This window comes from Paraburkholderia sp. CNPSo 3274 (assembly GCF_024206475.1).
In the GTDB taxonomy this organism is placed as follows: domain Bacteria; phylum Pseudomonadota; class Gammaproteobacteria; order Burkholderiales; family Burkholderiaceae; genus Paraburkholderia.
Genome location: NZ_JAMBPR010000002.1, coordinates 158,071 through 184,277, shown reverse-complemented (window position 1 = coordinate 184,277; position 26,207 = coordinate 158,071). Strand labels below are relative to the sequence as shown.

Below are 26,207 nucleotides of genomic sequence, written 5' to 3'. Positions count from 1 at the left end.
AACGCTAAGCGCTTACCGTCGTTTCGGGTTCCTTGACAATGCCGGCTTCGAAGAGCCGTTGCTGCGTATCGGCGTCGATGCCGAGCGCGTCCATCACGGCGCGCGTGTCGGCGCCGAGCTCGGGCGGGCGCGTGCGATAGGTCGGCGGTGTGCGCGAGAGCTTCACGGGCGCGCCCGTGCCGCGATAGCCATCCATCTCGACGATCATTCGGCGGTGCTGCGTGTGCGGATGCGCGGCCACGGCGTCGACGGTCTGCACGGGGCCGCACGGCACGCCGGCCCGGATCAGGTCGCGCGCGAGTGGCTCGCAGTCGTGCGCCGCAAGCCGCGCTTCGAGCGCGGCCTTGAGTTCCGGTCGATGCGCACAGCGGCTGCGGTTATCGGCGAAACGCGAGTCGTCGGCGAGGTCGGGCACGCCCAGGTGCGCGCAGAGCTTCGCGAACTGACGGTCGTTGCCCACCGCCAGGAAGATGGGTGCGCTGCCCGTCGCGTAGCTGTCGTACGGCGCGATGTTCGGATGCGCGTTGCCGCTGCGCTGCGGCGTGCGGCCATTGCCGAAATAGTTCGGCAAATGCGGATGCAAGAGCGACACGCCGCAATCGTAAAGCGCGATATCCACCGACTGCCCGAGGCCACTCTTTTCACGCTCGGCCAGTGCAAGCAGAATGCCGGCGAGCGCGTTCAGACCCGTGACCATGTCCACGATCGGCAGGCCGATGCGTAGCGCGGGGCCATCGTGCTCGCCGTTCACGCTCATCAGCCCCGCCATCGCCTGAATCGCGGCGTCGTAGCCGGGCAGGCCGCCGAGCGGGCCGTCCGGGCCGAAGCCCGAAATCGCGCAGTGAATCAGGTGAGGAAAACGTGGACGCAGATCGCGCTCGTACTCCATGCCCCAGCGCGCGAGCGTGCCCGGCTTGAAATTTTCGACCAGCACGTCCGCGCCTTCGAGCAACTGCCAGAGAATCGCGCGACCTTCCTCGCGCGAGAGATCGACGGCTATGCCCTGCTTGTTGCGGTTCACGCCGACATAGTACGACGCCGTATCGCCGACGAAGGGCGGGCCCCAGCCGCGCGTTTCGTCGCCGTCGGGCGGTTCGAGCTTGATGACTTCGGCACCGTGGTCGGCGAGCGCCTGGGTGCAGTACGGACCGCCCAGTACGCGGCTCAGATCGATCACGCGCAGCCCATGCAGCGCGCCGTTCACCCTGTTTGCTTCGGATTCCATTGTTGTGTTCATCGCGCGTCGCCTCGGTGTGCTGGAACCAGCTGCATGGCTTGGTCGAGCGTCAGCGCTCGTTCGTCGACGAGCGCGCGCAGCGTTGCGGCGTTGACGTCGCGTTCGTCGAGCGCGAGCGGGTCGCGCGGCAGCAGCTTGTGGCGCACGAGCAGATGCGCGAATGCGAGGCGCCGGTAATCAGGGGCGTCGTGAGAAATCTGCGCGGCTTCGCAGGCCAAAAGGGCCGCCGTCGTGGCGTGATAGAGCGCGCTCGCGGCCTGGCGCACCGATTCGTCGCGGCCGCATTCGGCCACGCTCACGAGCGCTGCTCCTGCGCGATCGAACACGTCGCGCAGGAGCGCTGCACTTGTTTCAGGCAGACCGCTTTGCGCAAGCTCCGCATGCACGTGCTGCGTCAGCGCTTCGAGCGCGCCTTCGCGCTTCGCCGCACGTGCGACGTCGAGCGCGACGATATTGCTCGTGCCTTCCCAGATCGAGCCGAGATGCGCGTCGCGCACGAGGCGCGGGTCGCTCCACTCCTCGATATAGCCCACGCCGCCGCGCACTTCCATGGCGTCGCCGGTGACGCGGCGCGCGTCGCGGCAGGCGCGGAACTTGATGAGCGGAGTGAGAATGCGCACGCACTTCGCCGCGAGTTCGTCGCCGGTATCGGCGCGCGCGAGCAGTGTGGCGATGCGCATGAACATCGAGCGCGCCTGTTCGGCGGCCAGCATCATCTTGAGCAATTGACGCTGCATAAGCGGCATTTCGATGAGCTTGCGGCCGAACGCCTCGCGGTTGCGCGCCACATGCAGCGCCTCGGTCACGGCGCGGCGCATGAGGCCCGCCGCGCGCACGCCGTTCGACAGCCGCGACATGTTGATCATGTCCGCCATCTGATGAAAGCCGCGGCCCACCTCGCCGATCAAATACGCCTGCGCGCCTTCCAGCACGATCTCGCCGCTCGCCATCGAGCGGCTGCCTAGCTTGTCCTTCAGGCGCACGATGCGATAGGCGTTGCGCGTGCCGTCGGGGAGCGTCTTTGGCAGCAGGAAAAGCGCGAGGCCCTTGATGCCGGGCGGCGCTGCGTCGGGGCGCGCAAGCACCATCGCGAGATCGGCGTCGGCGTTCGAACAGAACCATTTGTCGCCGTGAAGACGCCACACGTCCTCGCCATTTGCGTCGCGCTCACGCGTGGCGCGTGTGGCGATACGTGCCACGTCCGAGCCCGCTGCCTGCTCGGTCATGAACATCGCGCCCTGGTAGAGCGTGTCGAAGTCCTGCGAGGCGAGCATCGGCAAATAGCGCGCAACGAGTTCGGGCGAGCCGAAGCGGCGCAGCGTGCGCGTGAGCGAGTCGGTCATGCTCACCGGGCAGCACAGGCCGAATTCGGCCTGCACGAACAAATAGGTGAACGCGTATTTGACGAGCGGCGCGGGCGCGTTCTCGCGATGGCTCATGGCCGCGAGGCCAAGCTCCGCGTAGGCGACGCGTTCGAGCGCCACATAGTCGGGATGCTTGTCGATGCGCTGGATCGCTTCGCCGCTGCGCGTGCGCTGTTCTAGCGTGGGCGGGTGCTTGTCGGCGACTAGTGCGAGCGCGTCGAGTTCGTCGGAGGCGCGCTGGCCGAGCGCGACGAGGCGCGTTTCGATCATGCCGAATGCGGCATCGCCGAGATAGCTGCGCAAAAGGGGCGCGAAGCCGGGGTCGCTCGTGTAGAAGTTGATGCCGCGGCTATCGGGAATGTTGGCCGAGCCGCTGGACGCGGGGGCGGGGTTCGCCGGTGCGGCCTGGGTGGCGAAGGTGGGGCGATCGCTCATCGTGCGCTGTCTCCGTGCTGTTTTGCTCTGCGATTCGGCGTAGCTTAGGCGCGGCTTCGATAACGGTCCAATACAACCGATGTCATGTACGATAAGCACCATCTATCGATAAAACGGCCAGGGAGCCCGCCATGGAACTCAAGCAACTACGCTATTTCGTGGCCGTAGCCGAAGAATTGCACTTCGGCCGCGCGGCGCGCCGGCTCTTCATTTCGCAGCCGGCGCTGAGCTTCGACATCCGCAAGTTCGAGGAGCAGCTAGGCGTGCAACTCCTCGAACGCACCAACAAGGCCGTCGCGCTGACCAACGCGGGCAACGTGCTGCTCGAAGAGGCGCGGCGGCTGCTGGAGCAGGCCGACGAAGTGCGGCGCATCACGGCGCGCTCCGCGCACGGGCTGGCGGGGCGGCTGCGCATCGGCTTCGTCAATTCGATGCTCTATCGCGGGCTGCCGGAGGCGGTGCGGCGTTTCGAGGCCGATCATCCCGCCGTGGAAGTGGTGCTGCGCGAGATGAACACGGCCGAGCAGGTGCAGGCGCTGCAGCGCTTGCAGATCGATCTCGGCTTCGCGCATTGGGGGCGCTTTCCGGCCGAGGTGCACTCGGAGGTGCTGTTTTCCGAGCCGTTTCTTTGCTGTCTGCCAGAAGGGCATAAGCTTGCGCGCAGGCGTCGCATCGAACTTGGCACGCTCGCGCGCGAACCGTTCATCCTGTTCCCGCGCTCGGTGTCGCCGCATTATCACGACCAGATCATCGCGACTTGCGTGGAGGCCGGATTCAGCCCGCAGATTCGCCACGAAGCGCGGCTCTGGCAAACCGTCGTCACGATGGTGGAGTTCGGCATGGGCGTCGCGCTCATACCCGCCGCGCTCGGGGCTACGGGCGGCGGGCGCGTGGTATTCCGCCCATTGGCTAGCAATCCTTATGAATCGCAGGTGCTAAGGCTCGTGCGCAGTGGTGAGGCGAATGCCCTGGCTCAGGGGTTTGCGGGCTACCTTGGGGGACGAAAGGAATACAGGGCGGACGCCACGCCGCCCCGGACTTGAGCGCCGGACCTCAACCGCAAGTCCCAATCTCTCCGCAAGCCGTGCAGAAGTCGCACCCGTCTTTGCGGATCACCGCATTCGCCCCGCACGACCCGCACTTGCGGCCGAGCATCGCGTGGGCAAACGCGTGCTGGGTATCGGCGGGCAGCGCGTTGTCGCCGTCCAGCACCTGGTCGCCGGGATGCTGCGCGCCGGCCCGTGCGTTGCCTGTGAATTGCGCGGGCAACGCACCGTCACGCCGCTGCGCGAGCAGCCGTGACGGCACTTGCCGCCCCTCGGCGTCGAGAAAGCCGCGCCGATGCAGGATCTGCTGGATCGCGTAGGCGATGGCCGCGACCTCGGAGTCGTGCCACAGCGGAATGCGCCGGCCGTCCAGACGCTGCGTTTCGCCATAGCGCACCTGGCCGCGATCCCACGACACCTTGCGCAAATCCTGCAGATTGCGTGCGACAAACCCGCCTCGCGCCGCGAGTGAGAGCGACCGCATGGTCGCCGTAATCCATTGCTGCTGCTCGTCGCGCTGGCCCACGGGGATAAAGAACTCGATAGGCCGCTCGATCGTCACGGCTTCGCCGCCCACGTGGCCCGTCACTTCGAGAAACGACACCGCTACGTAGAGCGAGACCTTGCCCGTCTGCGTGATGTACTCGATCTTCTCGATCACCGCAGGCAACTCGCCCTTGGGACGATGGTCGATCGCCACGCGCAGCGGGTCGAGCACGGCGTCGCCGAGCGCGTCGCCGAGCGCGTCGTCGGCGCTTGCCGCGGTTTCGGGGGGCAGCGTTTGCAGCACCGCGCCGAGCGTCTCGTTCGGGCGGTAGGTCGCGAGGCCCTTGAGGCCGCGCCGCCATGCGTCGAGATAGAGGTTTTCGAAGTCTTCGAACGGATAGTCGGCGGGCACGTTGACGGTCTTCGAGATCGACGTGTCGACGTACGGCTGCACGGCCGCCATCATCGCCACGTGTTCCTGTGCGCTCATTTCGAGCGCGCTCACGAAATACGCGGGCAGTGCGCTCGCGTCGCCGCCCAGTTCGCGGTACACGCGCCACGCATGGTCTTCGACGTTAAACGTTTCGCGGCTGCCGTCGGCCATGCGGCGTGTGCGCTGGTAGGTCCACGAGAACGCGGGCTCGATGCCGTTCGAGACATTGTCGGCGAACGCGAGGCTCACCGTGCCCGTGGGCGCGATGGAAAGCAGATGGCTGTTGCGGATGCCGTGCGCGCGGATCTCGGCCTTGAGGTCGTCGGGCAGGCGCGAGGCGAAGGTGCCTTCTTCGAGGTACGTCTTCGCGTCGAAAAGCGCAAACGCGCCGCGCTCGCGCGCAAGCTCGACGGAGGCGCGATAGGCGGCGTCGCGCATCGTGCGTCCCACGAGCGCGCCGAATTCGCAGCCTTCGGGCGAGTTGTAGCGGATGCCGAGCATCACGAGCGTGTCGCCGAGTCCCGTGAAGCCCACGCCGATACGCCGCTTGGCCGCCGCCTCCGCCTGCTGCTCTGGCAGGGGCCAGAGCGTGGCGTCGAGCACGTCGTCCAGAAAGCGTACCTGGGTGCCCGTGCGTTCGGCGAGTTGATTCCAGTCGAAACTTGCCTTGCCGCCGCGCAATTGCGCGAACGGTTCGATCACGAAGCGGGTGAGGTCGAGCGGTCCGAGGTTGCAGCAACCGTAGGCGGGCAGCGGCTGCTCGCCGCACGGGTTGGTCGCGCGGATGGACTCGAGCGCGCGCAGATTGTTGTCCTCGTTCATGCGCGAGATGAACACCACGCCCGGCTCGGCCACGTCGTAGGTCGAGCGCATGATCGCATCCCACAGCGCGCGGGCGCGCATCTCGGCGTAGACCCACAGACCGTCGTCGCGGCGCTGCAGGTCGCCCGAGGCGCGCAGCGCGGGTGAGGGCTCGGCGCGATGCACGAGCTGCCAGGCTGCGTCGTTTTCCACGGCGCGCATGAAGTCGTCGGTCACTGCGACCGAGACGTTGAAGTTGTTCCAGCGCCCCTTCGAATGCTTGGCCTCGATGAATTCGGGCAGGTCGGGGTGATCGCAGTCGAGCACGGCCATCTGCGCGCCGCGCCGCGCGCCCGCGCTTTCCACGGTGCGGCACGAGGCGTCGAACACGTCGATATAGCTGCACGGGCCCGATGCGCTCGATCCCGTCGACTTGACGTGCGCGCCGCGCGGCCGGATCGCCGAGAAGTTGTAGCCCACGCCGCCGCCGCGCCGCATGGTTTCGGCGGCCTGCAGCAGCGCGACGTAGATGCCGGGGCGGCCTTCGCCGTCCACGCCCTGGATGCTGTCGCCCACCGGCTGCACGAAGCAGTTGATCAACGTGGCTTCGATGCCGGCGCCCGCCGCGCTCATGATCCGTCCCGCGCCAAGCGCGCCGTTGCGCAGGTTGTCCACGAAGCGCGCCTCGACCTCGGCGCGCAGCGCGGGCGGCTCGACCTGCGCGACGCCGCGCGCGACGCGGCGGTAGATGTCGTCGGCGGTTTGCTCGTCGCCTTTGGCGTACTTCTCGAGCATCACGTCGAGCGAGAACTGCTGCGGGGGAAACGGAAGCGGGGGCGTATTTTCTGCCATGGCCGGGCCTCGCGAAGCGCCGCGCGGGCGGCGGCAGTTGAAGGGCGTTCGAAGTGCGGCGACTGAGCCGCGACCGTTCAACCTTACCCCAGCGGCGGGCGGCGTGCACGGCGACGCGAGCGCGCATGCGGCGGCGCCGGAGCATGCCGGCGTCGCGGCGGCCAGGGCGGTCTGCGGTTACACTGCTCCCGCCTGCACGCGGGCACCGAATGTGGAGACGGAAGAGGAGACTGGATGACGAACGAAACGGCGCCCGTGGTCTACCGCGACACGGTGCGGGCAGAGTGGGTCGACTACAACCGCCACCTGCGCGACGCGTTCTACATGCTGATCTACAGCTACGCGACCGACGCGCTGCTCGATGCCATCGGGCTCGATGCGGCTGCGCGCGAGGCGCGCGGGCGGTCGATGTACACGCTGGAGGCGCACCTGAACTATTTCCACGAGATCAAGGAGGGTGCGCAGGTGCGCGTCGACGTCCGGCTGATCGAGTACGACGCGAAACGCGTGCGCCTGTATCTGGAGATGTTCGCGGGCGATCTTGACGATGCGGGCGCCTCGCCCGTCTCGGCGAGCGAGCAATTGCTCTTGCACGTGGACCCCTCGGGGCCGCGCGCGGCGGCCTTCGACGCCGATGTGCTCGCGCGCGCGAGGGCGTTGTGCGCCGCCTCGGCGGGCTTCGCACCGCGCCATGCCGCGCGGGCTATCTCGCTCGCGCCTCGTTGAGGCCGCTCAGGCGGCGTCGCTGCGCTTACTTCGCCAGTTCTGCGCCGATGAGGTCGCCGAGCACTTCGGCTGCGATCATGACGGAAGCGTTGAGCGGCGCGGGACGTTCGGCCGGCTTGAACACGGCGTCGCCGCGGCGGATCTTGCGGCGCGACACGGCGCAGGTGCCCGAAGAATGCGCCGAGCGGCGGCGCCAGCGCTGTTCGCCATAATGGCAGCGACCGGGTTCGACCCAGCGGATCACCAGCGCCGTATCCGTCTGCTCGAGTATTTCGATACGCTCACCGTTGGCTCCGTCAAGCGAGAGGCACGCTTTTTTCTTCATTGTCGGCTCCGTAAGTGTGGTGCCGCGAATGTAGTCCTGCGCGCTGACAAGTGCCATTCTGTCGCCGTTGAAACACCATTCCATTATCAGCAACAATTGCCCTGCGACACGTTGCGATTAACGAAGGAATGGGGGTTTGCGGCTGATTTGGGGTCGACATCGCGAATTTGTGCAACGCACTGTTGTACGTGGCGCGACATCGAGTGGCCCGAAAACGGGCGCCTGGAGGGCGTCCCAGGGTGGGGACGGAACGGCTGGGAGGGATCCGAATCTGAGAAAGACCGGCCCGGCTGAATTGATTTGCCGCACCGCGTTGGCTTGATGCACCGCGGCTGCACAGCCGCGAAATCCGAGCACATGTTTTTGAATTTTCACGAGGTTACATGATTCATCGTCCGCCTGCTCCGAACTCCGCAAACGAGCAGAAAATCCAGCGCGCCGCCTCCGCGGTGCTGTACGCCACGCTCGTATTGCTGGCGCTGTGGATCGTGCGCGAGTTCCTGCCCGCCGTGGCCTGGGCGAGCGTCTTTGCCATCGTCCTGTGGCCCACCTATCAGGCGATCGAGCGCCGCGCCTGGTTCAAGGGCCGCAAGACGCTGATCGCCACGCTGCTTACTGCCGCGGTTGGCCTGCTCGTGGTCCTCCCGATCGCCATCACGGCCATTCAGGCCAGCGGCGAGGCCCACGAGCTTTACCTCTGGCTGCGCGACGCCCAGGAGAACGGCGTGCCGGTGCCCGACTTCGTTTCGCATCTGCCGGTAGGCAGCCGCCAGGTGAGCGACTGGTGGCAGGCCAATCTCACCCGGCCGCTCAAGGCTTCCCCGGCGATGAAGAGCCTGCACGGCGACACCATCGCCTCGTTCGGCCGCCACTTCGGTGCGCGCGCCGCCCACGCGACGATGACGTTCGGCTTCATGCTCGTCACGCTGTTCGTAATCTTCCGGGCGGGCCCGCGTCTTTCGGCTACGGTGATGCGCGGTGCGCGCCGCGCCTTCGGCGCCGACGGCGCGCAGCTCCTGCAGCGCATGGCCGCCGCCGTGCGCGCCACGGTCACGGGGCTCGTGGTCGTGGGGCTGGGCGAGGGCGTGCTGCTGGCCGCCGCCTATATCGCGACCGGCGTGCCGCATGCAGCGCTGCTCGGCACCGTCACCGCCATCGCGGCCATGCTGCCGTTTTGCGCGCCCATCGTGTTCTGCGGCGCGGCGCTGTGGCTCGTCATTCAGGGTTCGTTGATCGCGGCGGCTGCGCTCGCGGTATGGGGATTCGTGGTGGTGTTCATCGCCGAGCATTTCGTGCGGCCCGTGCTGATCGGCAATTCCACGCGTCTGCCGTTTCTGCTCGTGCTGTTCGGCATTCTGGGCGGGGCGACGACCTTCGGGCTCATCGGCATCTTCATCGGCCCGGCTCTTATGACCGTGCTGATGGTGCTTTGGGTGAACTGGGCGGAGTAACGCTCTCTTCGCGGCGAGGCGCGCCGAACGCCTCGCTCAACGGAAGCAGGCGAGCGTGTACTTGAGCGCGGCCGGCAACAGTTCGCGCCACACAGGCCAAACGTGGCCGCCGTCCACGATGCGCAGTGCCGCCGTGTTGCCCGCCTCGCGCAGCCGCGTGTAGAGCAGCGACGACTCGGCCTGGATCACGAGGTCGTCGTCGCCGGCGGCGATGAAGAACGGCACGCGCCTGGGCTGTGAGAAATACGGTTTCCAGAGCGCCGGATAGTTGAGCGTGCGCCAGATCTGCGCGTCGAACTGATGGTCGCCGAACACACCGACGTGACGCGCCGCCGAACCGGGCGGCGGGTCGCTCGCATAGACCGCCGGGGACAGCAGCAGCGCGCCGCAGAACATGTCGGGGTGCTCCAGCGTGTAGCGCAACGCGCCGAAGCCGCCCATCGAAACGCCGCCGATCGCGCGGCCATCGCGCGCGTCGTCCACCGCGAAGTGCGACTCGATCTCGGGCAGCAGGTCCTGGAAGAACGCTGTCTCCATCTTCTCCTTGCGGTCGACGTACCAGTCGGTGCCGCCCTGCGGCATCACGATCACCACGGGCGGGATCTCGTGACGGGCGATCAGCGTGTCGGCGGTGGTCTGGAGCTGGCCTTGCGTGACCCAGTCCATGGGCTCGCCGTTGTTGCCATGCAGGAGATAGAGCACGGGATAGCGGCGCTCGTCGGCGCGATAGCCGTTCGGCAGGTACACCACGTAGGGCCACTCGCGGTTGAGCGCCGCGGCGTGGAACGTACGGACGACGATCGTGCTCGCCGCGACAGGCGCCGCTGGCGTGACGAACGCCGCGCACGAGAGAGCTAGCGGGAGCAGCGCGGTGCGAAGGAGTCTGCGCATGGCAGGGACATCGAGGGCGGTGGCGCGCCGGTGGCGCGGGGTCATCATGCTAGCAGCCGCTCGTGCGTGCCGGAAGCCGTGATCGGCGAGCCGGCGCGCAGTTCGTGGCCTGCGAGCGGCGTCGTTTCAGGCGGAAGCTTTGGCGCGCGAAGGCAGCAGACGCTTGAGCGGGTCGGACGCACGCGCGACGAGCAGCAGCGCGGTGATCGCGACGGCGTCTGCGCAGAGGCCGAGCGGCACGTTCAGATAGCCGTCGGTGTACCAGTAGAGCACCGAGTCGACAGTGAGCGAAATCACGGCGCCGGCCACGAACGAGAGCATCCCCTTGCGGCCGACCAGGCCCACCCAGGGCAGCGCATGCGCGACGCGCTTCGCCCAGCCGAGGCGGATGACATGCGCCGTGAGCCACGCGATGCCAAGGAAGTTGAGCGCGCGAAACCATGCGAGGTTGCGCTTGAAGTCGCCGTCGAGCGCGACGTTGCCGAGCTGCAGGCGATAGATCGCGGCGCCCGCCACGACGGCGAGCGCGGTGAGGGTCACGAGCGTGCCGAAACGGTGTGCGCTCACCCGCTGGAACACGGGCTGCGCCTGAGCAATCACACCGAGGACGAACATCAACTGCCAGGCGAACGGGTTGAAGTCCCATTGCACGTCTTCGACGTGCGGCAACCACGGCGCCAGGTGCGGCGCGACGCCCCAGAGCGCGAGGCTCACGGCCAGCAGCAGCCACGGCCGCGTGCGCGCGAGCGGCAGCGCGAGCGGGGCGGCGAGGGCGAACCAGGCGTACATCGGCAGCACGCCGGCCAGATACGGCTGGCGGCGCAGCAGCACGATGTCGCGCAACGCGGCGGCAGGCGCGAGCGTGAGATCGTCGAGATCGGTGGTGGCGAGGTTGGGCGCATCCACGTTGCACGCAACGAGAATCGCGGTGACGAGCAGCATCAACAGCGCCGTCACGACGAACGCGCGGTAGATCTCGAACGCGCGCTTGATGAAACGCTGCCGCGCCGCAGCCTCGGTGCGGCGTGCGCACAGCGTGGCCCACGCGGTGGCCGTGGCGAAGCCGCCCAGGAAGACGAAGACCTCGGCCGCGTCGCACAGCGCGTAGGCGTGCAGCGTGACGCGCGAGACGATGCTGCCGCCAATGTGATCGACGACGATGATGAGCAGGACGAGGCCGCGGAAGAAATCGAGTTCGACTAGACGGTTGGATGACTTTGACATGTTGGGGCAGCAGGCCGGGCCGGCATGGGGTGCATGAGGCAGCCGATGATGCAGAACGGGCCGGGCGGGCAGATGCTGGAAGTACCTGGCTGGAAAAATCAGGAAATCAGGAATTTGGGCGAGGTTCGCGGGGCGCCAGGCGCCGGGAACCGTGAAGCGGTCACCAGGGTGGCCGCACGACAAACGCAGGAAAAGACCTGAAGAATACGCAAGGGTTCCCGCCAGACGCGGGTTTACGTTGACGCCGCCGATATTAGCGTAATTTCAAATACCTTTCAGTGGACGCCGTCGGTGCGCCGTTCAAGTTTCCGGGGCGTGTGCCGATAAGGCAGGGGAAGGGACACGGTCATGCCGGCGCGGCAAACGCCGCTCTGACGCGGGTTTGGGCAGTTCCTTCTGGCCCTTTGCCGATACTTTTATGGCGCGAAAATTCGGCTAATTAACATTTGTTTCAAAGTGTTCTCCCTGGGCTGATTTAGTGGAGTTGCGCTTTACAATGCCGGATCGAATTTGAGATGGCACGCTCGTTCGCTAATGTGACGATCGCGTGCGTTGAATGTTTATGGTTCGAGATGCGATCGATTTAGACGCAGATCGAAGCGGCACGGCGCAAGCGAGCCGGAGCGCCCAGAGGGGCGGGAGCGCGACAAACGCAGCAGACCGTCCCGGCATCCACTCGCTGCATCGCACGGCTGCAAGCACTGCAGGAGAGAGCAATGTTCGAAGACGATCGTATCGGTCAGCGCGGTCTCAAGGGGTTCTGGGCCGTGTTGGGACTGGCGGCCCTGCTGGGCGGCTGCGCCAACCTGAACCAGCAGCAACCGCAACAACCGCAGCCCGACACGGCGGCAGCGGCGCCCCCGGCTTCTGATGCCGCGAGCGCCGACGCCAGCAGCACACAACCGGCGGCGAGCGCGCCGGTCACGCGCGTCGTCACGAAAACGACGTACGTGCGCGTGCGCCGTGGCGACACGCTTCAGCGCATCGCGCAAAAGCACAGTGTTTCGGTCAAGGATCTGGCCGCCTGGAATCACCTGAAGCCGAACGGTCACCTACGCGCAGGCCAGTCGATCAAGCTCGTTTCGAAGCAGACGATCACCGTTCAGGTGGCCGCGCCGCAAGCTGGCGGCGCAACGGCGAACGCCACCCCGAACACAGCCGGAAGCCGCCAGGTTGCCGCCGAAGTGGCGCGCCACGCGAGCAGCGTCGCGCTCGTGTGGCCGGCGCATGGCCGTGTGGTCGAACCGTTCGCGCAGGGCACGACGCGCGGCATCGAGATCGCGGGCAAGGCCGGCGACCCGGTGATCGCCGCCGCCGACGGCAAGGTCATGTACGCGGGCACGGGCCTGAACGAATACGGCAGCCTGATCATCGTCCAGCACAACAAGGACTTCCTCACGGCTTACTCGCACAACCGCCGTCTGCTCGTGAAGACCGGCGACACGGTGCATCAGGGCCAGCAGATCGCCGAGATGGGCAGCGAGAACAATGACCGCGTGGCGGTGCTGTTCGAGGTGCGCCGCGATGGGAAACCGGTGGATCCGATGCCGTATTTGCCTTCTTCTCCGCAGGGCTGAGCGCGGCGCAGGGCGTCGGCATGCGGCGGCGTTGAAATGGTCGATCCAGATCTGCGCTAAAACAAAACCGCTCCTTAAAACGCGTCCCCCGGCACCCGCACCCATCCTTCCATCAGCACGCGGGCGCTGCGGCTCATGATGGCCTTCGTGACCGTCCATTCGCCGTTTTCCTGGCGCGCCTCGGCGCCCACGCGCAGGGTGCCCGACGGATGCCCGAAGCGCACCGCGCTGCGTTCGCCGCCGCCCGCCGCGAGATTCACGAGCGTGCCGGGAATGGCCGCCGCGGTGCCGATCGCTACGGCCGCCGTGCCCATCATGGCGTGATGGAGCTTGCCCATCGACATGGCGCGCACCAGCAGGTCCACATCCCCGGCTTCCACTCGCTTGCCGCTCGACGCCGTATAGTCCGTGGGCTTCGCCACGAACGCGATTTTCGGCGTGTGCTGGCGCGTGGCGATCTCGTCGAGGTTCTTGATGAGTCCCATGCGCAGCGCACCGTGCGCGCGGATCGTCTCGAACTTCTCGAGCGCCTGCGCGTCGCTGTTAATCGCGTCCTGCAATTCCGTGCCCGTGTAGCCGATGGCCTCGGCGTTCACGAAGATCGTCGGAATGCCCGCATTGATCATCGTGGCCTTGAGCGTGCCCACGCCCGGCACTTCGAGGTCGTCCACGAGCTGGCCGGTGGGGAACATCGAGCCGCCCGCGCCTTCTTCCTCGGCGGCCGGGTCGAGGAATTCGAGTTGCACTTCGGCGGCGGGGAAGGTCACGCCGTCCAGTTCGAAGTCGCCCGTCTCCTGCACGTGGCCGTTCGTCATCGGCACGTGCGCGATGATGGTCTTGCCGATGTTGGCCTGCCAGATGCGCACCGTCGCAACGCCGTTGTCGGGCACGCGGCTCGGGTCGACGAGGCCGCCGCTGATCGCGAACGGGCCCACGGCGGCGGAGAGATTGCCGCAGTTGCCGCTCCAGTCCACAAAGGCCTTGTCGATGGCGACCTGGCCGAACAGGTAGTCGACGTCGTGGTCGGGCTTGCTGCTTTTGGCCAGAATCACGGTCTTGCTCGTGCTCGACGTCGCGCCGCCCATGCCGTCGATCTGCTTGCCGTACGGGTCGGGACTGCCGATCACGCGCATGAGCAGCTTGTCGCGCGCAACGCCAGGCTGCTGCGCCGAGGCGGGCAGATCCTGGAGGCGGAAGAACACGCCTTTGCTGGTGCCGCCGCGGATGTAGGTGGCGGGGATTTTGATCTGGGGTACGTGTGCCATGTGTTGTCCTGAAACGAAGGGCGGCACGCGTGTGACCGCTGCGCCGCCCGTTTCCCGTTTATGCCGCTGCCTGCGACGATTCGAGGAAGTCTTGCGCGAAACGCTGCAGCACGCCGCCTGCTTCGTAGATCGACACTTCTTCGGCCGTATCGAGTCGGCAGGTGACCGGCACTTCCACGCGCTCGCCGTTCCTGCGCTGGATCACGAGCGTGAGGTCGGCGCGCGGCGTGCGCTCGCCGATCACATCGTAGGTTTCCGTGCCGTCGATGCCGAGCGTCGTGCGGTTCGTGCCCGCCTTGAACTCCAGCGGCAGCACGCCCATGCCGATCAGGTTCGTGCGGTGAATGCGTTCGAAGCCTTCGGCCACGATCACTTCCACACCCGCGAGACGCACGCCCTTGGCCGCCCAGTCGCGCGAGCTGCCCTGGCCGTAGTCCGCACCCGCAACGATGATGAGCGGCTGCTTGCGTTCCATGTAGGTTTCGATGGCTTCCCACATGCGCGTGACCTTGCCTTCCGGCTCGACGCGCGCAAGCGAGCCCTTCTTCACGGCGCCGTCCACCACGGCCATCTCGTTGATGAGCGTGGGGTTCGCGAAGGTTGCGCGCTGCGCCGTGAGGTGGTCGCCACGGTGCGTGGCGTACGAGTTGAAATCCTCTTCGGGCAGGCCCATTTTCGCGAGGTACTCGCCCGCTGCGCTGTCCAGCAGGATTGCGTTGGAAGGCGAGAGGTGGTCGGTCGTGATGTTGTCGCCGAGCACGGCGAGCGGGCGCAGGCCCTTGAGCGTGCGCTCGCCAGCCAGCGCGCCTTCCCAGTACGGCGGACGGCGGATGTAGGTGCTTTGCGCGCGCCAGTCGTAGAGCGGGTCGGTCGTTTCGCCGCTTGCCGCGGTGGCCGCGAACATCGGCTCGTACACCTTGCGGAACTGCTCGGGCTTCACGCTCTTCGCGACGATGGCGTCGATCTCTTCATCGCTCGGCCAGAGGTCCTTGAGGTACACGGGCTTGCCGTCCTTGTCCGTGCCGAGCGAATCGCGTTCGATGTCGAAGCGGATCGTGCCCGCAATCGCGTACGCTACGACGAGCGGCGGCGAGGCAAGGAACGCCTGCTTCGCATACGGATGGATGCGGCCGTCGAAGTTGCGGTTGCCCGAGAGCACAGCGGTCGCGTACAGGTCGCGGTCGATGATTTCTTGCTGGATCTTCGGGTCGAGTGCGCCCGACATGCCGTTGCACGTGGTGCACGCAAACGCGACGATGCCGAAGCCCAGCTTTTCCAGATCCTGCAGCAGGTTGGCTTCTTCGAGGTAAAGCTCCACGGCCTTTGATCCCGGCGCGAGCGAGCTCTTCACCCACGGCTTGCGCGCGAGGCCGCGTGCGTTCGCATTGCGCGCGACCAGCGCGGCGGCGATCACGTTGCGCGGGTTGCTCGTGTTCGTGCAACTCGTGATGGCGGCGATGATGACCGCGCCGTCGGGCATCTGGCCCGGCGTTTCTTCCCACTTGCCAGCGATGCCGCGTTCGGCGAGAGCGGACGTCGGCAGGCGCTTGTGCGGGTTCGACGGGCCGGCCATGTTGCGCACCACGCTCGAAAGATCGAACGTGAGCGTGCGCTCGTATTGCGCGTTAGCGAGCGTGTCGGCCCACAGGCCCGCAGTCTTTGCGTACGTTTCGACGAGCTTGATCTGCTCTTCTTCGCGGCCCGTGAGGCGCAGATAGTCGAGCGTCTGGTTGTCGATGAAGAACATCGCGGCCGTTGCGCCGTATTCCGGCGCCATGTTCGAGATCGTGGCGCGGTCGCCGAGCGTGAGGCTCGACGCGCCAGCGCCGCGGAACTCCAGATACGCGCCGACGACCTTTTCCTTGCGCAGGAATTCGGTCAGCGCGAGCACGATGTCGGTAGCGGTGATGCCGGGCTGGCGTTTGCCCGTGAGTTCCACGCCGACGATATCGGGCAGGCGCATCCACGAGGCGCGGCCGAGCATGACGTTCTCGGCTTCGAGGCCGCCCACGCCGATGGCGATCACGCCGAGCGCATCGACGTGCGGCGTGTGGCTGTCGGTGCCGACGCAGGTGTCGGGGAACGCCACGCCTTCGCGCGCCTGGATCACGGGCGACATTTTCTCCAGATTGATCTGGTGCATGATGCCGTTGCCCGGAGGAATCACGTCGACGTTCTTGAAGGCCTTCTTCGTCCAGTTGATGAAGTCGAAGCGGTCGACGTTGCGCCGGTCTTCGATCGCGCGGTTCTTGTTGAACGCGTCCGGATCGAAGCCGCCGCATTCCACGGCGAGCGAGTGGTCGACGATCAGCTGCACGGGCACGACCGGATTCACCTTGGCGGGGTCGCCGCCCTGGTCGGCAATGGCGTCGCGCAGGCCGGCGAGATCGACGAGCGCCGTTTGCCCGAGGATGTCGTGGCAGACCACGCGCGCCGGGAACCACGGAAAGTCGAGGTCGCGCTTGCGTTCGATGAGCTGCGTGAGCGATGCGGTGAGCGTGGCCGGGTCGCAGCGGCGCACGAGGTTTTCGGCGAGCACGCGCGAGGTGTACGGCAGCGTGTCGTAGGCGCCGGGCTGGATGGCCTCGACGGCTTCGCGCGCGTCGAAGTAATCGAGCCGGGTGCCCGGGAGGGACTTGCGGTAGGCGGTATTCACGGCTTGGGGACCAAATGTGTTGTAAGCGGCGGTGCGTGGGTTCGAAGGCGATGGCGTCACTCTACGACGCATCGCCTCCGGCGATCAACGCTTGCTGATCGGCGTGAACTTCAGATTCTCCGGACCCGTGTAATTCGCGCTCGGGCGGATGATCTTGTTGTCGATGCGCTGCTCGATGATATGCGCGCTCCAGCCGGCCGTGCGCGCGATCACGAAGATCGGCGTGAACATGGCGGTCGGCACGCCCATCATGTGATACGACACGGCGCTGAACCAGTCGAGGTTCGGGAACATCTTCTTCACTTCCCACATCGTCGATTCGAGGCGCTCGGCGATGTCGAACAGCTTCATGTTCGACTGTTCCTTCGAGAGCTTCTTCGCGATTTCCTTGATGACCTTGTTGCGCGGGTCCGAGATCGTGTACACCGGGTGGCCGAAGCCGATCACGACTTCCTTTTTCTCCACGCGCGCACGGATATCGGCTTCCGCGTCGTCGGCGTTTTCGTAGCGCGACTGGATCTCGAACGCGACTTCATTCGCGCCGCCGTGCTTCGGACCGCGCAGCGCGCCGATCGCGCCCGTGATGGCCGAGTAGATGTCCGAGCCCGTGCCCGCGATCACGCGGCCCGCGAACGTCGAGGCGTTGAACTCGTGCTCGGCGTACAGGTTGAGCGACACGTGCATCGCGTCGACCCACGACTTCGACGGCGCGCGGCCGTGCAGCAGGTGCAGGAAGTGGCCGCCGATCGAGTCGTCGTCCGTTTCGACTTCGATGCGCTTGCCGTTGTGCGAAAAGTGATACCAGTACAGCAGCATCGAGCCGAGCGACGCCATCAGGCGGTCGGCGATATCGCGCGCGCCCGGCAGGTTGTGGTCGTCTTTCTCGGGAAGCACCGTGCCAAGCATCGAGACGCCGGTGCGCATCACGTCCATCGGATGCGCCGAGGCGGGCACGGCTTCCAGGGCGGTCTTCACGTTGGCGGGCAGACCGCGCAGCGCCTTGAGCTTCGCCTTGTAGCCGGCCAGCTCCGCCGTGTTCGGCAGCTTGCCGTGCACGAGCAGGTACGCGATTTCTTCGAATTCGCAGGCGGTGGCAAGATCGAGAATGTCGTAGCCGCGATAGTGAAGGTCGTTGCCGGTGCGGCCCACGGTGCACAGCGCCGTGTTGCCCGCCGCCACGCCCGAAAGCGCAACGGACTTCTTCGGCTTGAAACCGCCAGCGGCTTGCGTGGTGTTTTCTGCTTCGCTCATGGTGTCTTCCTCTCTCCAGGTATCTGTGAACTGTATGGTCGGATTTACTTCTTCGCGGCGAAGAGCGCGTCGAGCTTGTCTTCGTACGCGTGGTAGCCGAGGTAGGTGTAGAGATCTTCGCGCGACTGCATCGTGGCGACGGCGGCCTTTTGCGTGCCGTCGCGCTTGACGGTCTCGTAGAAGTTCAGCGCGGCGGCGTTCATCGCACGATACGCGCCGCAGCAGTAGAGCGCGATATCCACGTTCGCGCTCATGAGTTCTTCGGTCGTGAAGAACGGTGTCGAGCCGAATTCCGTGAGGTTGGCGAGAATCGGCACTTTCACGGCGGCGCGGAAGCGGCGGTAGTCGTCGAGCGTCTTCATCGCTTCGGGGAAGATCATGTCCGCGCCCGCTTCCACGTAGGCCACCGCGCGCTCGATCGCGGCGTCGATGCCTTCCACGCCGGCCGCGTCGGTGCGAGCCATGATGACGAACTGGTCGTCGGTGCGCGCGTCCACGGCGGCCTTTACGCGGTCCACCATTTCGCCGGTCGCCACGACTTCCTTGTTCGGGCGATGGCCGCAGCGCTTCTGGCCCACCTGGTCTTCGAGGTGAACCGCCGCCACGCCCGCCTTGATGAACGACTTGATCGTGCGCGCGATATTGAATGCGCCGCCCCAGCCGGTGTCGATGTCGACCATCAGCGGAATGTCCACGGCGTCGGTGATGCGGCGGGCGTCGATCAACACGTCGTCCATGGTGCTGATGCCGAGGTCCGGCACGCCGAGCGAGTTGGCGGCCACGCCGCCGCCGGAGAGATAAACGGCCTTGAAGCCGCTCGCCTGTGCGAGCTTGGCCGCATACGCGGTGATGGCGCCGACGACTTGCAGCGGTTGTTCGGCGGCCACGGCAGCGCGGAATTTCGCGCCGGCGCTTGCGAGGGGGGTGTTGTTCATGCGTGATGTCTCCAATTGAATCGCCGGCTCATAGTGCAGATAGCGTGCCAGCGTCGCACTACGAGGCTAACCTATTGATTTTGCGACGGAATCGCGTGGGCCGATTGCAGGCGCTGATTTCTATGATGAAATCGCGATTTCAAAAATGAAATCGACGCGCGATAATGCGAAATCCGGCTGACGGCCGGCTTTCGGCTGCGCCGGCCCTCGACGCCACGACCGTATCGCTGGACATCATGAACCGCTTTCCCGCTCCTGCTTCCTCCGCCATCCGCCCGCGTGTGTGGGCCATGGGCATCAGCCGCCTGCGCGACCTGTTTCGCGACATCGCCCGCGAATACGACGAGCTTGCGGACCTGCGCGTGGTGCCGCGCGGCTTCGAGGAGGCGGTGGCCGAAATCGCCGCAGCGGGGCCGAACCAGCGGCCGGATGTGGTGGTGGCGGCGGGCTCGAACGGCACCTACCTGAAGGCGCGTATCGACCTGCCCGTGGTGCTCGTGCAGCCCACCGGCTTCGACGTGATGCAGGCGCTCGCCCGGGCGCGACGCGAGGCCGATCTCGTCGCGCTCGTCACCTACGGCGAGACGCCCGTGGAGGTGCGGCGCTTTGCCAGCGCCTATGGCATCGACGTGGTGTTCGGCCAGTACCGCACGGTCCAGGACGCCGAGGCCTGCGTGCTCGACCTGCGCGACCGCGGCGTGGGCGCGGTCGTGGGGCCGGGCCTCGTCAACGACCTCGCTGCCCGGCTCGGGCTCGTGCCGTTTTTCGTCTACTCGCGACCCTCAGTGCGTGCGGCTTTCGATAACGCGCTGGATCTCGTGCAAGCCACCTGGCGCGAAACGCAGCGCCGCCAGCGCCTCGACAGCGTGCTGCAACATCTGCGCGATGGTGTGGTCGCGCTCGACGCGCGCGGCCGCGTGGAGGCGATCAACCAGCGCCTCGCGGCCGTGCTCGGCATCGATCCGGCGGCCGCCGTGGGACAGTCTCTCGCGGCGCTCGCGCCCGACATCGCCTTCGCGCTGCCCGAAGCCGATGGCGAATCGCTCGAGACGGTGAGGGGCGTGAGTTACGTCGTGCACCGCGGGCCGCTCGTCGACAACGGCGTGACGACGGGCGCCGTGCTCACGTTCCAGGAGTCGCGCGCAGTGGAGCGGCTCGACCGCACGCTGCGCTCGCGCCAGCGCACGCAGCAGTTCGTCGCGCGCTACCGGCTGGACGACCTGAGCGGCGCAACGCCCGGCATCGAGCGCGTGCGCCAGCTCGCGCGGCGCTATGCGAAGTCGGACGCAACGGTGCTCATACGCGGCGAAAGCGGCACGGGCAAGGAGATGATCGCGCAGGGCATTCATCGCGAGAGCCCGCGGCGCGACTTTCCGTTCGTCGCCATGAATTGCGGCGCGTTTCCCGAGGCGCTGCTGGAGAGCGAACTGTTCGGCTACGAGGAGGGCGCGTTCACGGGCGCGCGGCGCGGCGGCAAGGTGGGACTCATCGAGGCGGCGCACCGCGGCACGCTCTTTCTCGATGAAATCGGCGAGATGCCGTTGCCGTTGCAGAGCCGCCTGCTGCGCGTGCTGCAGGAGCGCGAGGTGGTGCGCCTCGGTGCCACGGAGCCCACGCGCGTGGACGTGCGCGTGGTCGCCGCGACGCACCGCGCGCTCACCGAGCAGATCGAAGCGGGCGAGTTTCGCGCGGATCTCTTCTATCGCCTGAACATTCTCAATCTCGCCATTCCGCCGTTGCGCGAGCGCGCCGCCGATATCGCGTTGCTGGCGGGGGAACTGCTGTTCCAGGTGTCGCGCCGCGAGCCGCGCGTGGCCGTGCGCATCCGCACGCCAGAAGACGCGGCGCGCACGCTCGCGCTGGTGAGTGGCACGCTCGCACGGCACGCATGGCCCGGCAACGTGCGCGAGCTGCAGAACGTGGTCGAGCGGATGGTGGTGGAGTTGGCCGACTCGGAAGAGGACGTGCTGATGCCAGACGTGCTGCGCTCCATCGCGCCGGAGGTGTTCGAGTCGCCCCGCGCTGCGAGTGGCGCCGCAGCGACGGCAGGAGAGGCTGCGCTCACCTTGCGCGAGCGCAGCCTCAACACCGAAGCCGATGAAATCCGCGCCGCACTTGATGCCTGCAACGGCGATCGCGACCGTGCGTGTGAGATGCTCGGCATCAGCAAGACGACCCTCTGGCGGCGCCTTTCCGCCGCGAAGGGCAAGCGCGGCAGCGCGGTCGCCGAGGCGACGGTGGCCACGGCGCCTCGCAAGGCGCCGCGTGGTTGAATCGCGCTCAGTTCTTCAGTGCGTTGAGCAGAGGCGCCACGGTGCCGTGCAGGTGCAGGATTTCTGGGCTCGCCTGCAACAGCGCCTGATAACGCTCGTAGAACTCCGCCGATTCCTCGCCGGAAAAGAGCGCGGCCACGCCTTGCGCCGCGCCGATGCGGTCGTCGGAGCTCGCGTCCTTTGCGTCTAGCGTTTCGTCGACGTTGGCGATCACCGTCGAGAGCGGCATGAGCCAGCGAAAGCCCGAGCCGTTGATGAGCACCTGCAGGAAGGCCGCCGGCGTAACCGGTCCGAACTCCCGTTCGTAGTCCTTGCGCTCATGGTCGAGAATCGCCTTGTGCAGCGTGAGCAGGGGCTTGCGCACGGTCGAGAGGAATTGAATCGCGCTTTGTTCGTTCATCGTGCGGCTCCTTCGGTGGCGCTCGTCGGGTCGTAACGAATCGTCGAACGACACGCGCCGGATCATGAGGTAGCGCGAACCGTTCGCGCGGATATACGGACGATGTTAGCGCAATGGCCGGCCGCACGTGGCCAAGCGGTGGATGAGCGCGGCAGCGCTACACTCTGCCGTTGCGTGAAACCGCGATGGCCGCGCCGACCACCCTGAGAACGCTTCGATGACGATGACGATTCTGCCACTGCACCGCGCCGACCTGCCGCTCGACACCGCCGAGCTGGCGCGCTTCATGGTCGGCAAATATCTCGTGCGCGACCTGGCGCGGGGGCGCATGGCGGGGCGGCTCGTCGAAGTCGAAGCGTATCCCGTTGGCGACTCCACGAGCTACGCCTACATCGGACGCCGGCCGTATAACGCCGCGATGTTCCTCGAACGCGGACATGCCCACGTGCGGCTGACCTACGGCAGCGCCTGGATGTTCAACATGTCGAGCGAAGCCGTGGACGTCGGCGCGGGCATCCTGTTTCGCGCGCTGGAGCCGCTCGAAGGCATCGGCGCGATGGAGGCGCTGCGCCCCGGCGTCCCGCTGCGCGATCTTGCGCGCGGGCCGGGACGGCTCTCGCAGGCGTTCGGTATTGCGGCGGCCCTCGACGGTGTGGACCTGTGCCGTGGGCACGGACTCTGGATCGGCCGCGTGGACGAACCCGAGCGGCCCGTGGGCGTGACGACGCGCATCGGGCTCTCGCGGGAAATGGACCGGCCGCTGCGCTTCTACGAACTGGGCAGCCGGTTCGTGAGCGGCCCGCGCAAGCTGCTGGACGGCAGAGTCGCCCCGGTGTGACTGGCTCGAGAGCCGCGGCAGAATGCGCGGCAAGCGCCGCGCCCCAAGCCGCTCGCGGGACATCGCATGCGAGCGGCATTGTTGCTGTGGTTGAAAGTGTATTTTCTCAAATTAAGGGTTTCCCCTGGTCACTTGTCTCAATAAACTGAAATCACTGGTTCGGCGGTGCAAGCAGACAGCGCCGCCGGCATAAAACAAGTGATGGAGGTAATGACCATGAAGTCCCGTACCCTGATTCAAGCCGCATTCGTCGCCGCCCTCGTGGCTGCTCCGACCCTTTCGTTTGCCCAGGTGCAAGGCAACGGTCCGGTCACGCGCGCCGAAGTGAAGTCCGAATTGATCCAGCTCGAGAAGGCCGGCTACAACCCGGCTACCGCCAACGACGCGACGTACCCGAGCGACATTCAGGCCGCCGAAGCCCGCGTGAGCCAGCAGGAAGGCCTGGCGCAACAGGCACCGGCAGCCGAAACGAGCGGCTATGGCCCGTCGACCTCGGGTTCGGCGCAGTCGGGCCAGCCGGCCACGATGCGCCCGTCGCAGTCGGTGTACTTCGGCAACTAACTGAGCGGGCAGCTAAGCGGATAACCGGGCAGGGCGCACCGTCACCGCGCGCCAAAGCCCGGGGCAAGCGAACGCCGTGAACGGCCGTCGCTCAGACACCGGCGCACGCGACATCGATCGGCCACAGGCTGGCCGTTCCCGCGCAAGCCGGTGCCCCCGGGCGCTTCGAGCAAGCTGACACGCACGCGCAAGTTGGCCCGGCAGCGCCCCACCCAGCAAAGTCCCGACCGATACCGGCGAAGGCGGACACCGTTCCGCCTTTGCGGCACGCCGCCGCGCAAACCGTCGCGCGATTGTTCGTGCGTGGATGGAACCTCCGCCGCCGAAAGGTGGCTTCGCCCAACCCCGTCGGGATTGGGCGTTTTTTCACATCTGGCGGTTTGGAGGGGACGGCGCTTTACTTCAGGCGCCGGTCCCGCCGGTGATGTAGTGCTCGAGCTGCTCGATCGTGAACTTCTGCTCGGCGATGATTTCCTTCACCAGGTCGCCGATCGACACCATCCCCACGAGCTTGCCGCCGTCCATGACGGGCAGGTGGCGCATGCGCCGCTCGGTCATGAGCGCCATGCAGTCATAGGTGGTCTGCTCCGGTTCGACGAAGCGCACGTGCGTGCTCATGATGTCGCGCACGGCGGTCGTTTTCGACGATCGGTCCATCAGCACGATCTTGCGCGCGTAGTCACGCTCCGTGACGATACCGGCGATCGTTGGACCGTCGGTCACGAGCAGCGCGCCGATCTGCTTATCGGCCATCAGGCGGATTGCGTTGTAGACGGAATCGGAGGCTTCGATCGTGTAGACCACCTGTTCCGGCTTCGATTTGAGTACCTGTGCAACGCTTGTCATAGGGCGACCCCTCTTCGTCCTTCTGGTTGTCCAGTCTTTGCGCGGCGCGGCAGGCCGGGTGTATTGCCCGTCAAGCCATTGGAAAGCCATACCAGTATAGGCGGCTGGCGTGCCATGCGTCGTCGGGGTATGCGCGGGGTCGCACCATTTATGCTGGGGGCATGCGCTCGGACGGCACGCCATTCGAGCCGCCACCCAAGGGCTGCGCGGCGGCGCGGAGCAAATGGCGGTAAACTCCGGTTCCGAACCTCAACCCGGCCCCTAGCCGGTTTTGCCAGTTTTTTGCTCGAGAATCATGCCTACGCTTCCTGAGTCGTCCTGTGCGGACGGCGACAACGCCAACGAATGCGTCGTGCTTGACGCGATCGCCACGCTGCCGACCCGCTACGGCACGTTCGAGTCCTATGTCTACCGGGTGAAGGACGGCGGCGCCGAGCATCTCGCGCTCGTCATGGGCGACGTGGGCAGCGGCGAGCCCACGCTGACGCGGCTCCACTCCGAGTGCCTGACCGGCGACGTGTTCGGTTCCTACCGCTGCGACTGCGGCGAGCAGCTCGACCTCGCGCTGCGCTACATCGCGGCCGAAGGCCGTGGCGTGCTGCTCTATCTGCGTGGCCACGAAGGCCGGGGCATCGGCCTGTCGAACAAGATTCGCGCGTACCAGTTGCAGCAGCAGGGCCGCGACACCGTCGAGGCGAACCTCGATCTCGGTCTGCCTGACGACGCGCGCGAATACGATTCGGCGGCAGCGATCCTGCGCCTGCTGAAAGTGTCGTCGGTGAAGCTCATGAGCAACAATCCGAAGAAGTTCGACACGCTCAGGCAGCACGGCCTCCCGGTGATCGAGCGCGTGGCGCTCGCGATTCCGATGCGCGAGGAAAACGAGCGTTATATCCGCACCAAGCAGGTCAAGTTCGGGCATTACTTCGAAGAAAACGAGTAGCAGAAATACGAGACCTGTCCGGGTTCGTCCGCACGGAGTCTCGCTACGTTGGCGTAGGTTTTTGCGGCGTTGTGCTGGAAACCTACGCCGAGTATGCTTCTCTCAGAAAAAACTACGCCGAGGGAAGTATGGGCTTTGATGCACGTACCGCAGCCAAGCTGCCCAGCGGCCAGCACATGACGTTTGAGGGATTTCCAGGACTAAGGCTCCAGGCTTCGACGAGCCGCAAATCGTGGACGTACCGCTACAAGTCGCCAGTCGCAGCCGCATGCGGCAAGTGAAGCTTACAAGGCGCCGCAGCCCACCGCGTTGCTCGCCATCTTCCGGGCCGCCTTAGCGCCTTCGACCCGTAGCAGTTCCGGCAACGACACGCCATTTTTCGCGGCCGTCAATTCGGCCAGTATCGACAGGGCGATCTCCGGCGGCGTCCGGCTGCCGATGTAGATGCCCACCGGTCCGTGCAGGCGCGCGAGTTCTTCATCGTTGAGATCGAACTCCTTCAAGCGCTTGCGCCGCGCCGCGTTATTGCGACGCGAACCGAGCGCACCCACATAGAACGCAGGCGTTTTCAGCGCTTCCGTCAGCGCAAGATCGTCGAGCTTCGGATCGTGCGTCAGCGCGATCACCGCATAGCGGTCGTCGAGCTTCATGTCCATTACGGTGTCGTCGGGCATGGCGCGAACGATGGTCGTGCCCGGCACGTTCCACTCGTCCGTATATTCCTCGCGCGGATCGCACACCGTCACCTGATAATCCAGCCCCACCGCGATGCTGCACAGATAGCGCGACAACTGTCCCGCGCCGATCACCAGCATCCGGTAACGGGGCCCGTGGATGGTCAGCAGCGTCGTCCCGTCGAAGAGCACGCCGTCCGTCGCCTGCGCGGGTTCGAGTCGCGCAGCGCCCGTCGCCATGTCGAGCGTGCGCGCGACGAGCCTGCCTGCCTCCACCGCTGCACACAGCTCCGCGATACCGCTCCCAGGCGTCAACGGCTCCAGCACGAGCTGAATGGTGCCGCCACAAGGCAGGCCGAAGCGATGCGCCTCTTGTGCGCTGACGCCGTACTTCAACGCCTGCGGCCTTTCCTGTTCGATGCCTCGCTGCCGCACGCGATCGATCAGATCGTCTTCGATGCATCCGCCCGACACCGACCCGACCACATGCCCATCGGCGCTACTGAACCTGCTAACTGCTCTCGTAGGCATTGCGACGTTAGGTGCCGGGGTCGGCTGGCTCGTCTATACCTGGTTCGTTGGTCTCGAAGTGCCTTACTTCGCGATCCCACTCGTGCTGTGCGTGCCAGTGATCGCGGCGGTCGCATTTCGCAACTGCTGGGATTGATGTGAACACGGCGGTGTGCCGCTCCCGACGCACTCGAGTCGGCACGACTT

The 26,207-nt window shown here is 66.3% G+C and carries 22 protein-coding genes and 2 pseudogenes; 11 read left to right on the top strand and 13 right to left on the bottom strand.

Annotation, left to right across the window (positions count from 1 at the left end; genetic code table 11):
• Window positions 1–4 precede the first annotated feature (4 nt).
• Together M3I54_RS01925 and M3I54_RS01920 are read right to left on the bottom strand one after the other, a co-directional pair.
• Complete coding sequence (locus M3I54_RS01925) at window positions 5–1,237, bottom strand: CaiB/BaiF CoA-transferase family protein (RefSeq protein WP_254332573.1); 1,233 nt, start codon at window positions 1,235–1,237, stop codon at window positions 5–7.
• Complete coding sequence (locus tag M3I54_RS01920) at window positions 1,234–3,036, bottom strand: acyl-CoA dehydrogenase family protein (protein ID WP_254332571.1); 1,803 nt, start codon at window positions 3,034–3,036, stop codon at window positions 1,234–1,236. The genes M3I54_RS01925 and M3I54_RS01920 overlap by 4 nt, the downstream gene beginning before the upstream one ends.
• 131 nt (window positions 3,037–3,167) lie before the next feature.
• Between M3I54_RS01920 and M3I54_RS01915 the strand changes: the two genes are divergently transcribed.
• Window positions 3,168–4,079, top strand: a complete 912-nt coding sequence (locus M3I54_RS01915; protein WP_254332569.1) for a LysR family transcriptional regulator — start codon at window positions 3,168–3,170, stop codon at window positions 4,077–4,079.
• A gap of 10 nt (window positions 4,080–4,089) precedes the next feature.
• On the opposite strand, the gene M3I54_RS01910 is transcribed toward M3I54_RS01915, so the two are convergent.
• Window positions 4,090–6,654, bottom strand: coding sequence for an adenosylcobalamin-dependent ribonucleoside-diphosphate reductase (locus M3I54_RS01910; RefSeq protein WP_254332567.1), 2,565 nt, complete (start codon window positions 6,652–6,654; stop codon window positions 4,090–4,092).
• A 234-nt stretch (window positions 6,655–6,888) separates the two neighbouring features.
• Between M3I54_RS01910 and M3I54_RS01905 the strand changes: the two genes are divergently transcribed.
• Window positions 6,889–7,380, top strand: a complete 492-nt coding sequence (locus tag M3I54_RS01905) for a thioesterase family protein (RefSeq protein WP_254332565.1) — start codon at window positions 6,889–6,891, stop codon at window positions 7,378–7,380.
• Window positions 7,381–7,405: 25 nt separating this feature from the next.
• Here the strand turns inward: M3I54_RS01905 and M3I54_RS01900 are convergent, their stop codons facing one another.
• Window positions 7,406–7,705 (bottom strand): DUF3331 domain-containing protein, encoded by a 300-nt coding sequence (locus M3I54_RS01900; protein WP_254332693.1) that lies wholly within the window; start codon window positions 7,703–7,705, stop codon window positions 7,406–7,408.
• Window positions 7,706–8,088: 383 nt separating this feature from the next.
• Between M3I54_RS01900 and M3I54_RS01895 the strand changes: the two genes are divergently transcribed.
• Entirely contained in the window at window positions 8,089–9,156 is a 1,068-nt protein-coding gene (locus M3I54_RS01895) for an AI-2E family transporter (protein WP_254332564.1), read from the top strand.
• Window positions 9,157–9,192: 36 nt separating this feature from the next.
• Here the strand turns inward: M3I54_RS01895 and M3I54_RS01890 are convergent, their stop codons facing one another.
• Both M3I54_RS01890 and M3I54_RS01885 read right to left on the bottom strand, forming a co-directional pair.
• Complete coding sequence (locus tag M3I54_RS01890) at window positions 9,193–10,047, bottom strand: esterase family protein (protein WP_254332563.1); 855 nt, start codon at window positions 10,045–10,047, stop codon at window positions 9,193–9,195.
• A 126-nt stretch (window positions 10,048–10,173) separates the two neighbouring features.
• Complete coding sequence (locus M3I54_RS01885) at window positions 10,174–11,271, bottom strand: OpgC domain-containing protein (RefSeq protein ID WP_254332562.1); 1,098 nt, start codon at window positions 11,269–11,271, stop codon at window positions 10,174–10,176.
• 45 nt (window positions 11,272–11,316) lie between these two features.
• Here M3I54_RS01885 and M3I54_RS01880 point away from each other — a divergent pair, with 45 nt between their 5' ends.
• Together M3I54_RS01880 and M3I54_RS01875 are read left to right on the top strand one after the other, a co-directional pair.
• Window positions 11,317–11,472: a hypothetical protein gene (locus M3I54_RS01880; protein ID WP_254332561.1), complete on the top strand. Its 156-nt coding sequence runs from the start codon at window positions 11,317–11,319 to the stop codon at window positions 11,470–11,472.
• Between the two features lie 515 nt (window positions 11,473–11,987).
• On the top strand, window positions 11,988–12,848 hold the full coding sequence (locus tag M3I54_RS01875; RefSeq protein ID WP_254332560.1) for a peptidoglycan DD-metalloendopeptidase family protein: 861 nt from the start codon (window positions 11,988–11,990) through the stop codon (window positions 12,846–12,848).
• A 74-nt stretch (window positions 12,849–12,922) separates the two neighbouring features.
• On the opposite strand, the gene prpF is transcribed toward M3I54_RS01875, so the two are convergent.
• From prpF to prpB, 4 genes are all read right to left on the bottom strand, one after another.
• Window positions 12,923–14,113, bottom strand: coding sequence for a 2-methylaconitate cis-trans isomerase PrpF (prpF, locus tag M3I54_RS01870; RefSeq protein WP_254332559.1), 1,191 nt, complete (start codon window positions 14,111–14,113; stop codon window positions 12,923–12,925).
• Window positions 14,114–14,171: 58 nt separating this feature from the next.
• Complete coding sequence (gene acnD, locus M3I54_RS01865; protein WP_254332557.1) at window positions 14,172–16,769, bottom strand: Fe/S-dependent 2-methylisocitrate dehydratase AcnD; 2,598 nt, start codon at window positions 16,767–16,769, stop codon at window positions 14,172–14,174.
• 84 nt (window positions 16,770–16,853) lie between these two features.
• Window positions 16,854–18,020 (bottom strand): 2-methylcitrate synthase, encoded by a 1,167-nt coding sequence (prpC, locus tag M3I54_RS01860; RefSeq protein WP_254332555.1) that lies wholly within the window; start codon window positions 18,018–18,020, stop codon window positions 16,854–16,856.
• 44 nt (window positions 18,021–18,064) lie between these two features.
• Entirely contained in the window at window positions 18,065–18,955 is an 891-nt protein-coding gene (gene prpB / locus M3I54_RS01855) for a methylisocitrate lyase (RefSeq protein ID WP_254332553.1), read from the bottom strand.
• A 236-nt stretch (window positions 18,956–19,191) separates the two neighbouring features.
• On the opposite strand from prpB, the gene prpR reads away from it, so the two are divergent.
• Window positions 19,192–21,228 carry a propionate catabolism operon regulatory protein PrpR gene (gene prpR, locus M3I54_RS01850; protein ID WP_254332691.1) on the top strand — a complete coding sequence of 679 codons (2,037 nt, stop codon included), beginning with the start codon at window positions 19,192–19,194 and terminating at the stop codon, window positions 21,226–21,228.
• Window positions 21,229–21,235: 7 nt separating this feature from the next.
• Here the strand turns inward: prpR and M3I54_RS01845 are convergent, their stop codons facing one another.
• Window positions 21,236–21,628 (bottom strand): hypothetical protein, encoded by a 393-nt coding sequence (locus M3I54_RS01845; RefSeq protein ID WP_254332551.1) that lies wholly within the window; start codon window positions 21,626–21,628, stop codon window positions 21,236–21,238.
• A 217-nt stretch (window positions 21,629–21,845) separates the two neighbouring features.
• On the opposite strand from M3I54_RS01845, the gene M3I54_RS01840 reads away from it, so the two are divergent.
• Window positions 21,846–22,466, top strand: a complete 621-nt coding sequence (locus M3I54_RS01840) for a DNA-3-methyladenine glycosylase (RefSeq protein ID WP_254332549.1) — start codon at window positions 21,846–21,848, stop codon at window positions 22,464–22,466.
• A 216-nt stretch (window positions 22,467–22,682) separates the two neighbouring features.
• Window positions 22,683–23,027 carry a DUF4148 domain-containing protein gene (locus tag M3I54_RS01835; RefSeq protein ID WP_254332547.1) on the top strand — a complete coding sequence of 115 codons (345 nt, stop codon included), beginning with the start codon at window positions 22,683–22,685 and terminating at the stop codon, window positions 23,025–23,027.
• Window positions 23,028–23,429: 402 nt separating this feature from the next.
• Here the strand turns inward: M3I54_RS01835 and M3I54_RS01830 are convergent, their stop codons facing one another.
• Window positions 23,430–23,873, bottom strand: coding sequence for a CBS domain-containing protein (locus M3I54_RS01830; protein ID WP_254332546.1), 444 nt, complete (start codon window positions 23,871–23,873; stop codon window positions 23,430–23,432).
• Between the two features lie 295 nt (window positions 23,874–24,168).
• Here M3I54_RS01830 and ribA point away from each other — a divergent pair, with 295 nt between their 5' ends.
• Both ribA and M3I54_RS01820 read left to right on the top strand, forming a co-directional pair.
• A complete protein-coding gene (gene ribA, locus M3I54_RS01825) occupies window positions 24,169–24,816 on the top strand; it encodes a GTP cyclohydrolase II (RefSeq protein ID WP_254332544.1) in 648 nt (215 codons plus the stop codon).
• Between the two features lie 128 nt (window positions 24,817–24,944).
• Window positions 24,945–25,102, top strand: a pseudogene (locus tag M3I54_RS01820) (alpha/beta hydrolase); the annotation flags it as partial.
• Here the strand turns inward: M3I54_RS01820 and M3I54_RS01815 are convergent.
• A pseudogene (locus M3I54_RS01815) lies at window positions 25,101–25,985 on the bottom strand (XdhC family protein); the annotation flags it as partial. The pseudogenes M3I54_RS01820 and M3I54_RS01815 sit on opposite strands and share 2 nt — an antisense overlap.
• On the opposite strand from M3I54_RS01815, the gene M3I54_RS01810 reads away from it, so the two are divergent.
• Window positions 25,948–26,157 (top strand): hypothetical protein, encoded by a 210-nt coding sequence (locus M3I54_RS01810; protein WP_254332543.1) that lies wholly within the window; start codon window positions 25,948–25,950, stop codon window positions 26,155–26,157. The pseudogene M3I54_RS01815 and the gene M3I54_RS01810 sit on opposite strands and share 38 nt — an antisense overlap.
• Window positions 26,158–26,207: the final 50 nt, after the last annotated feature.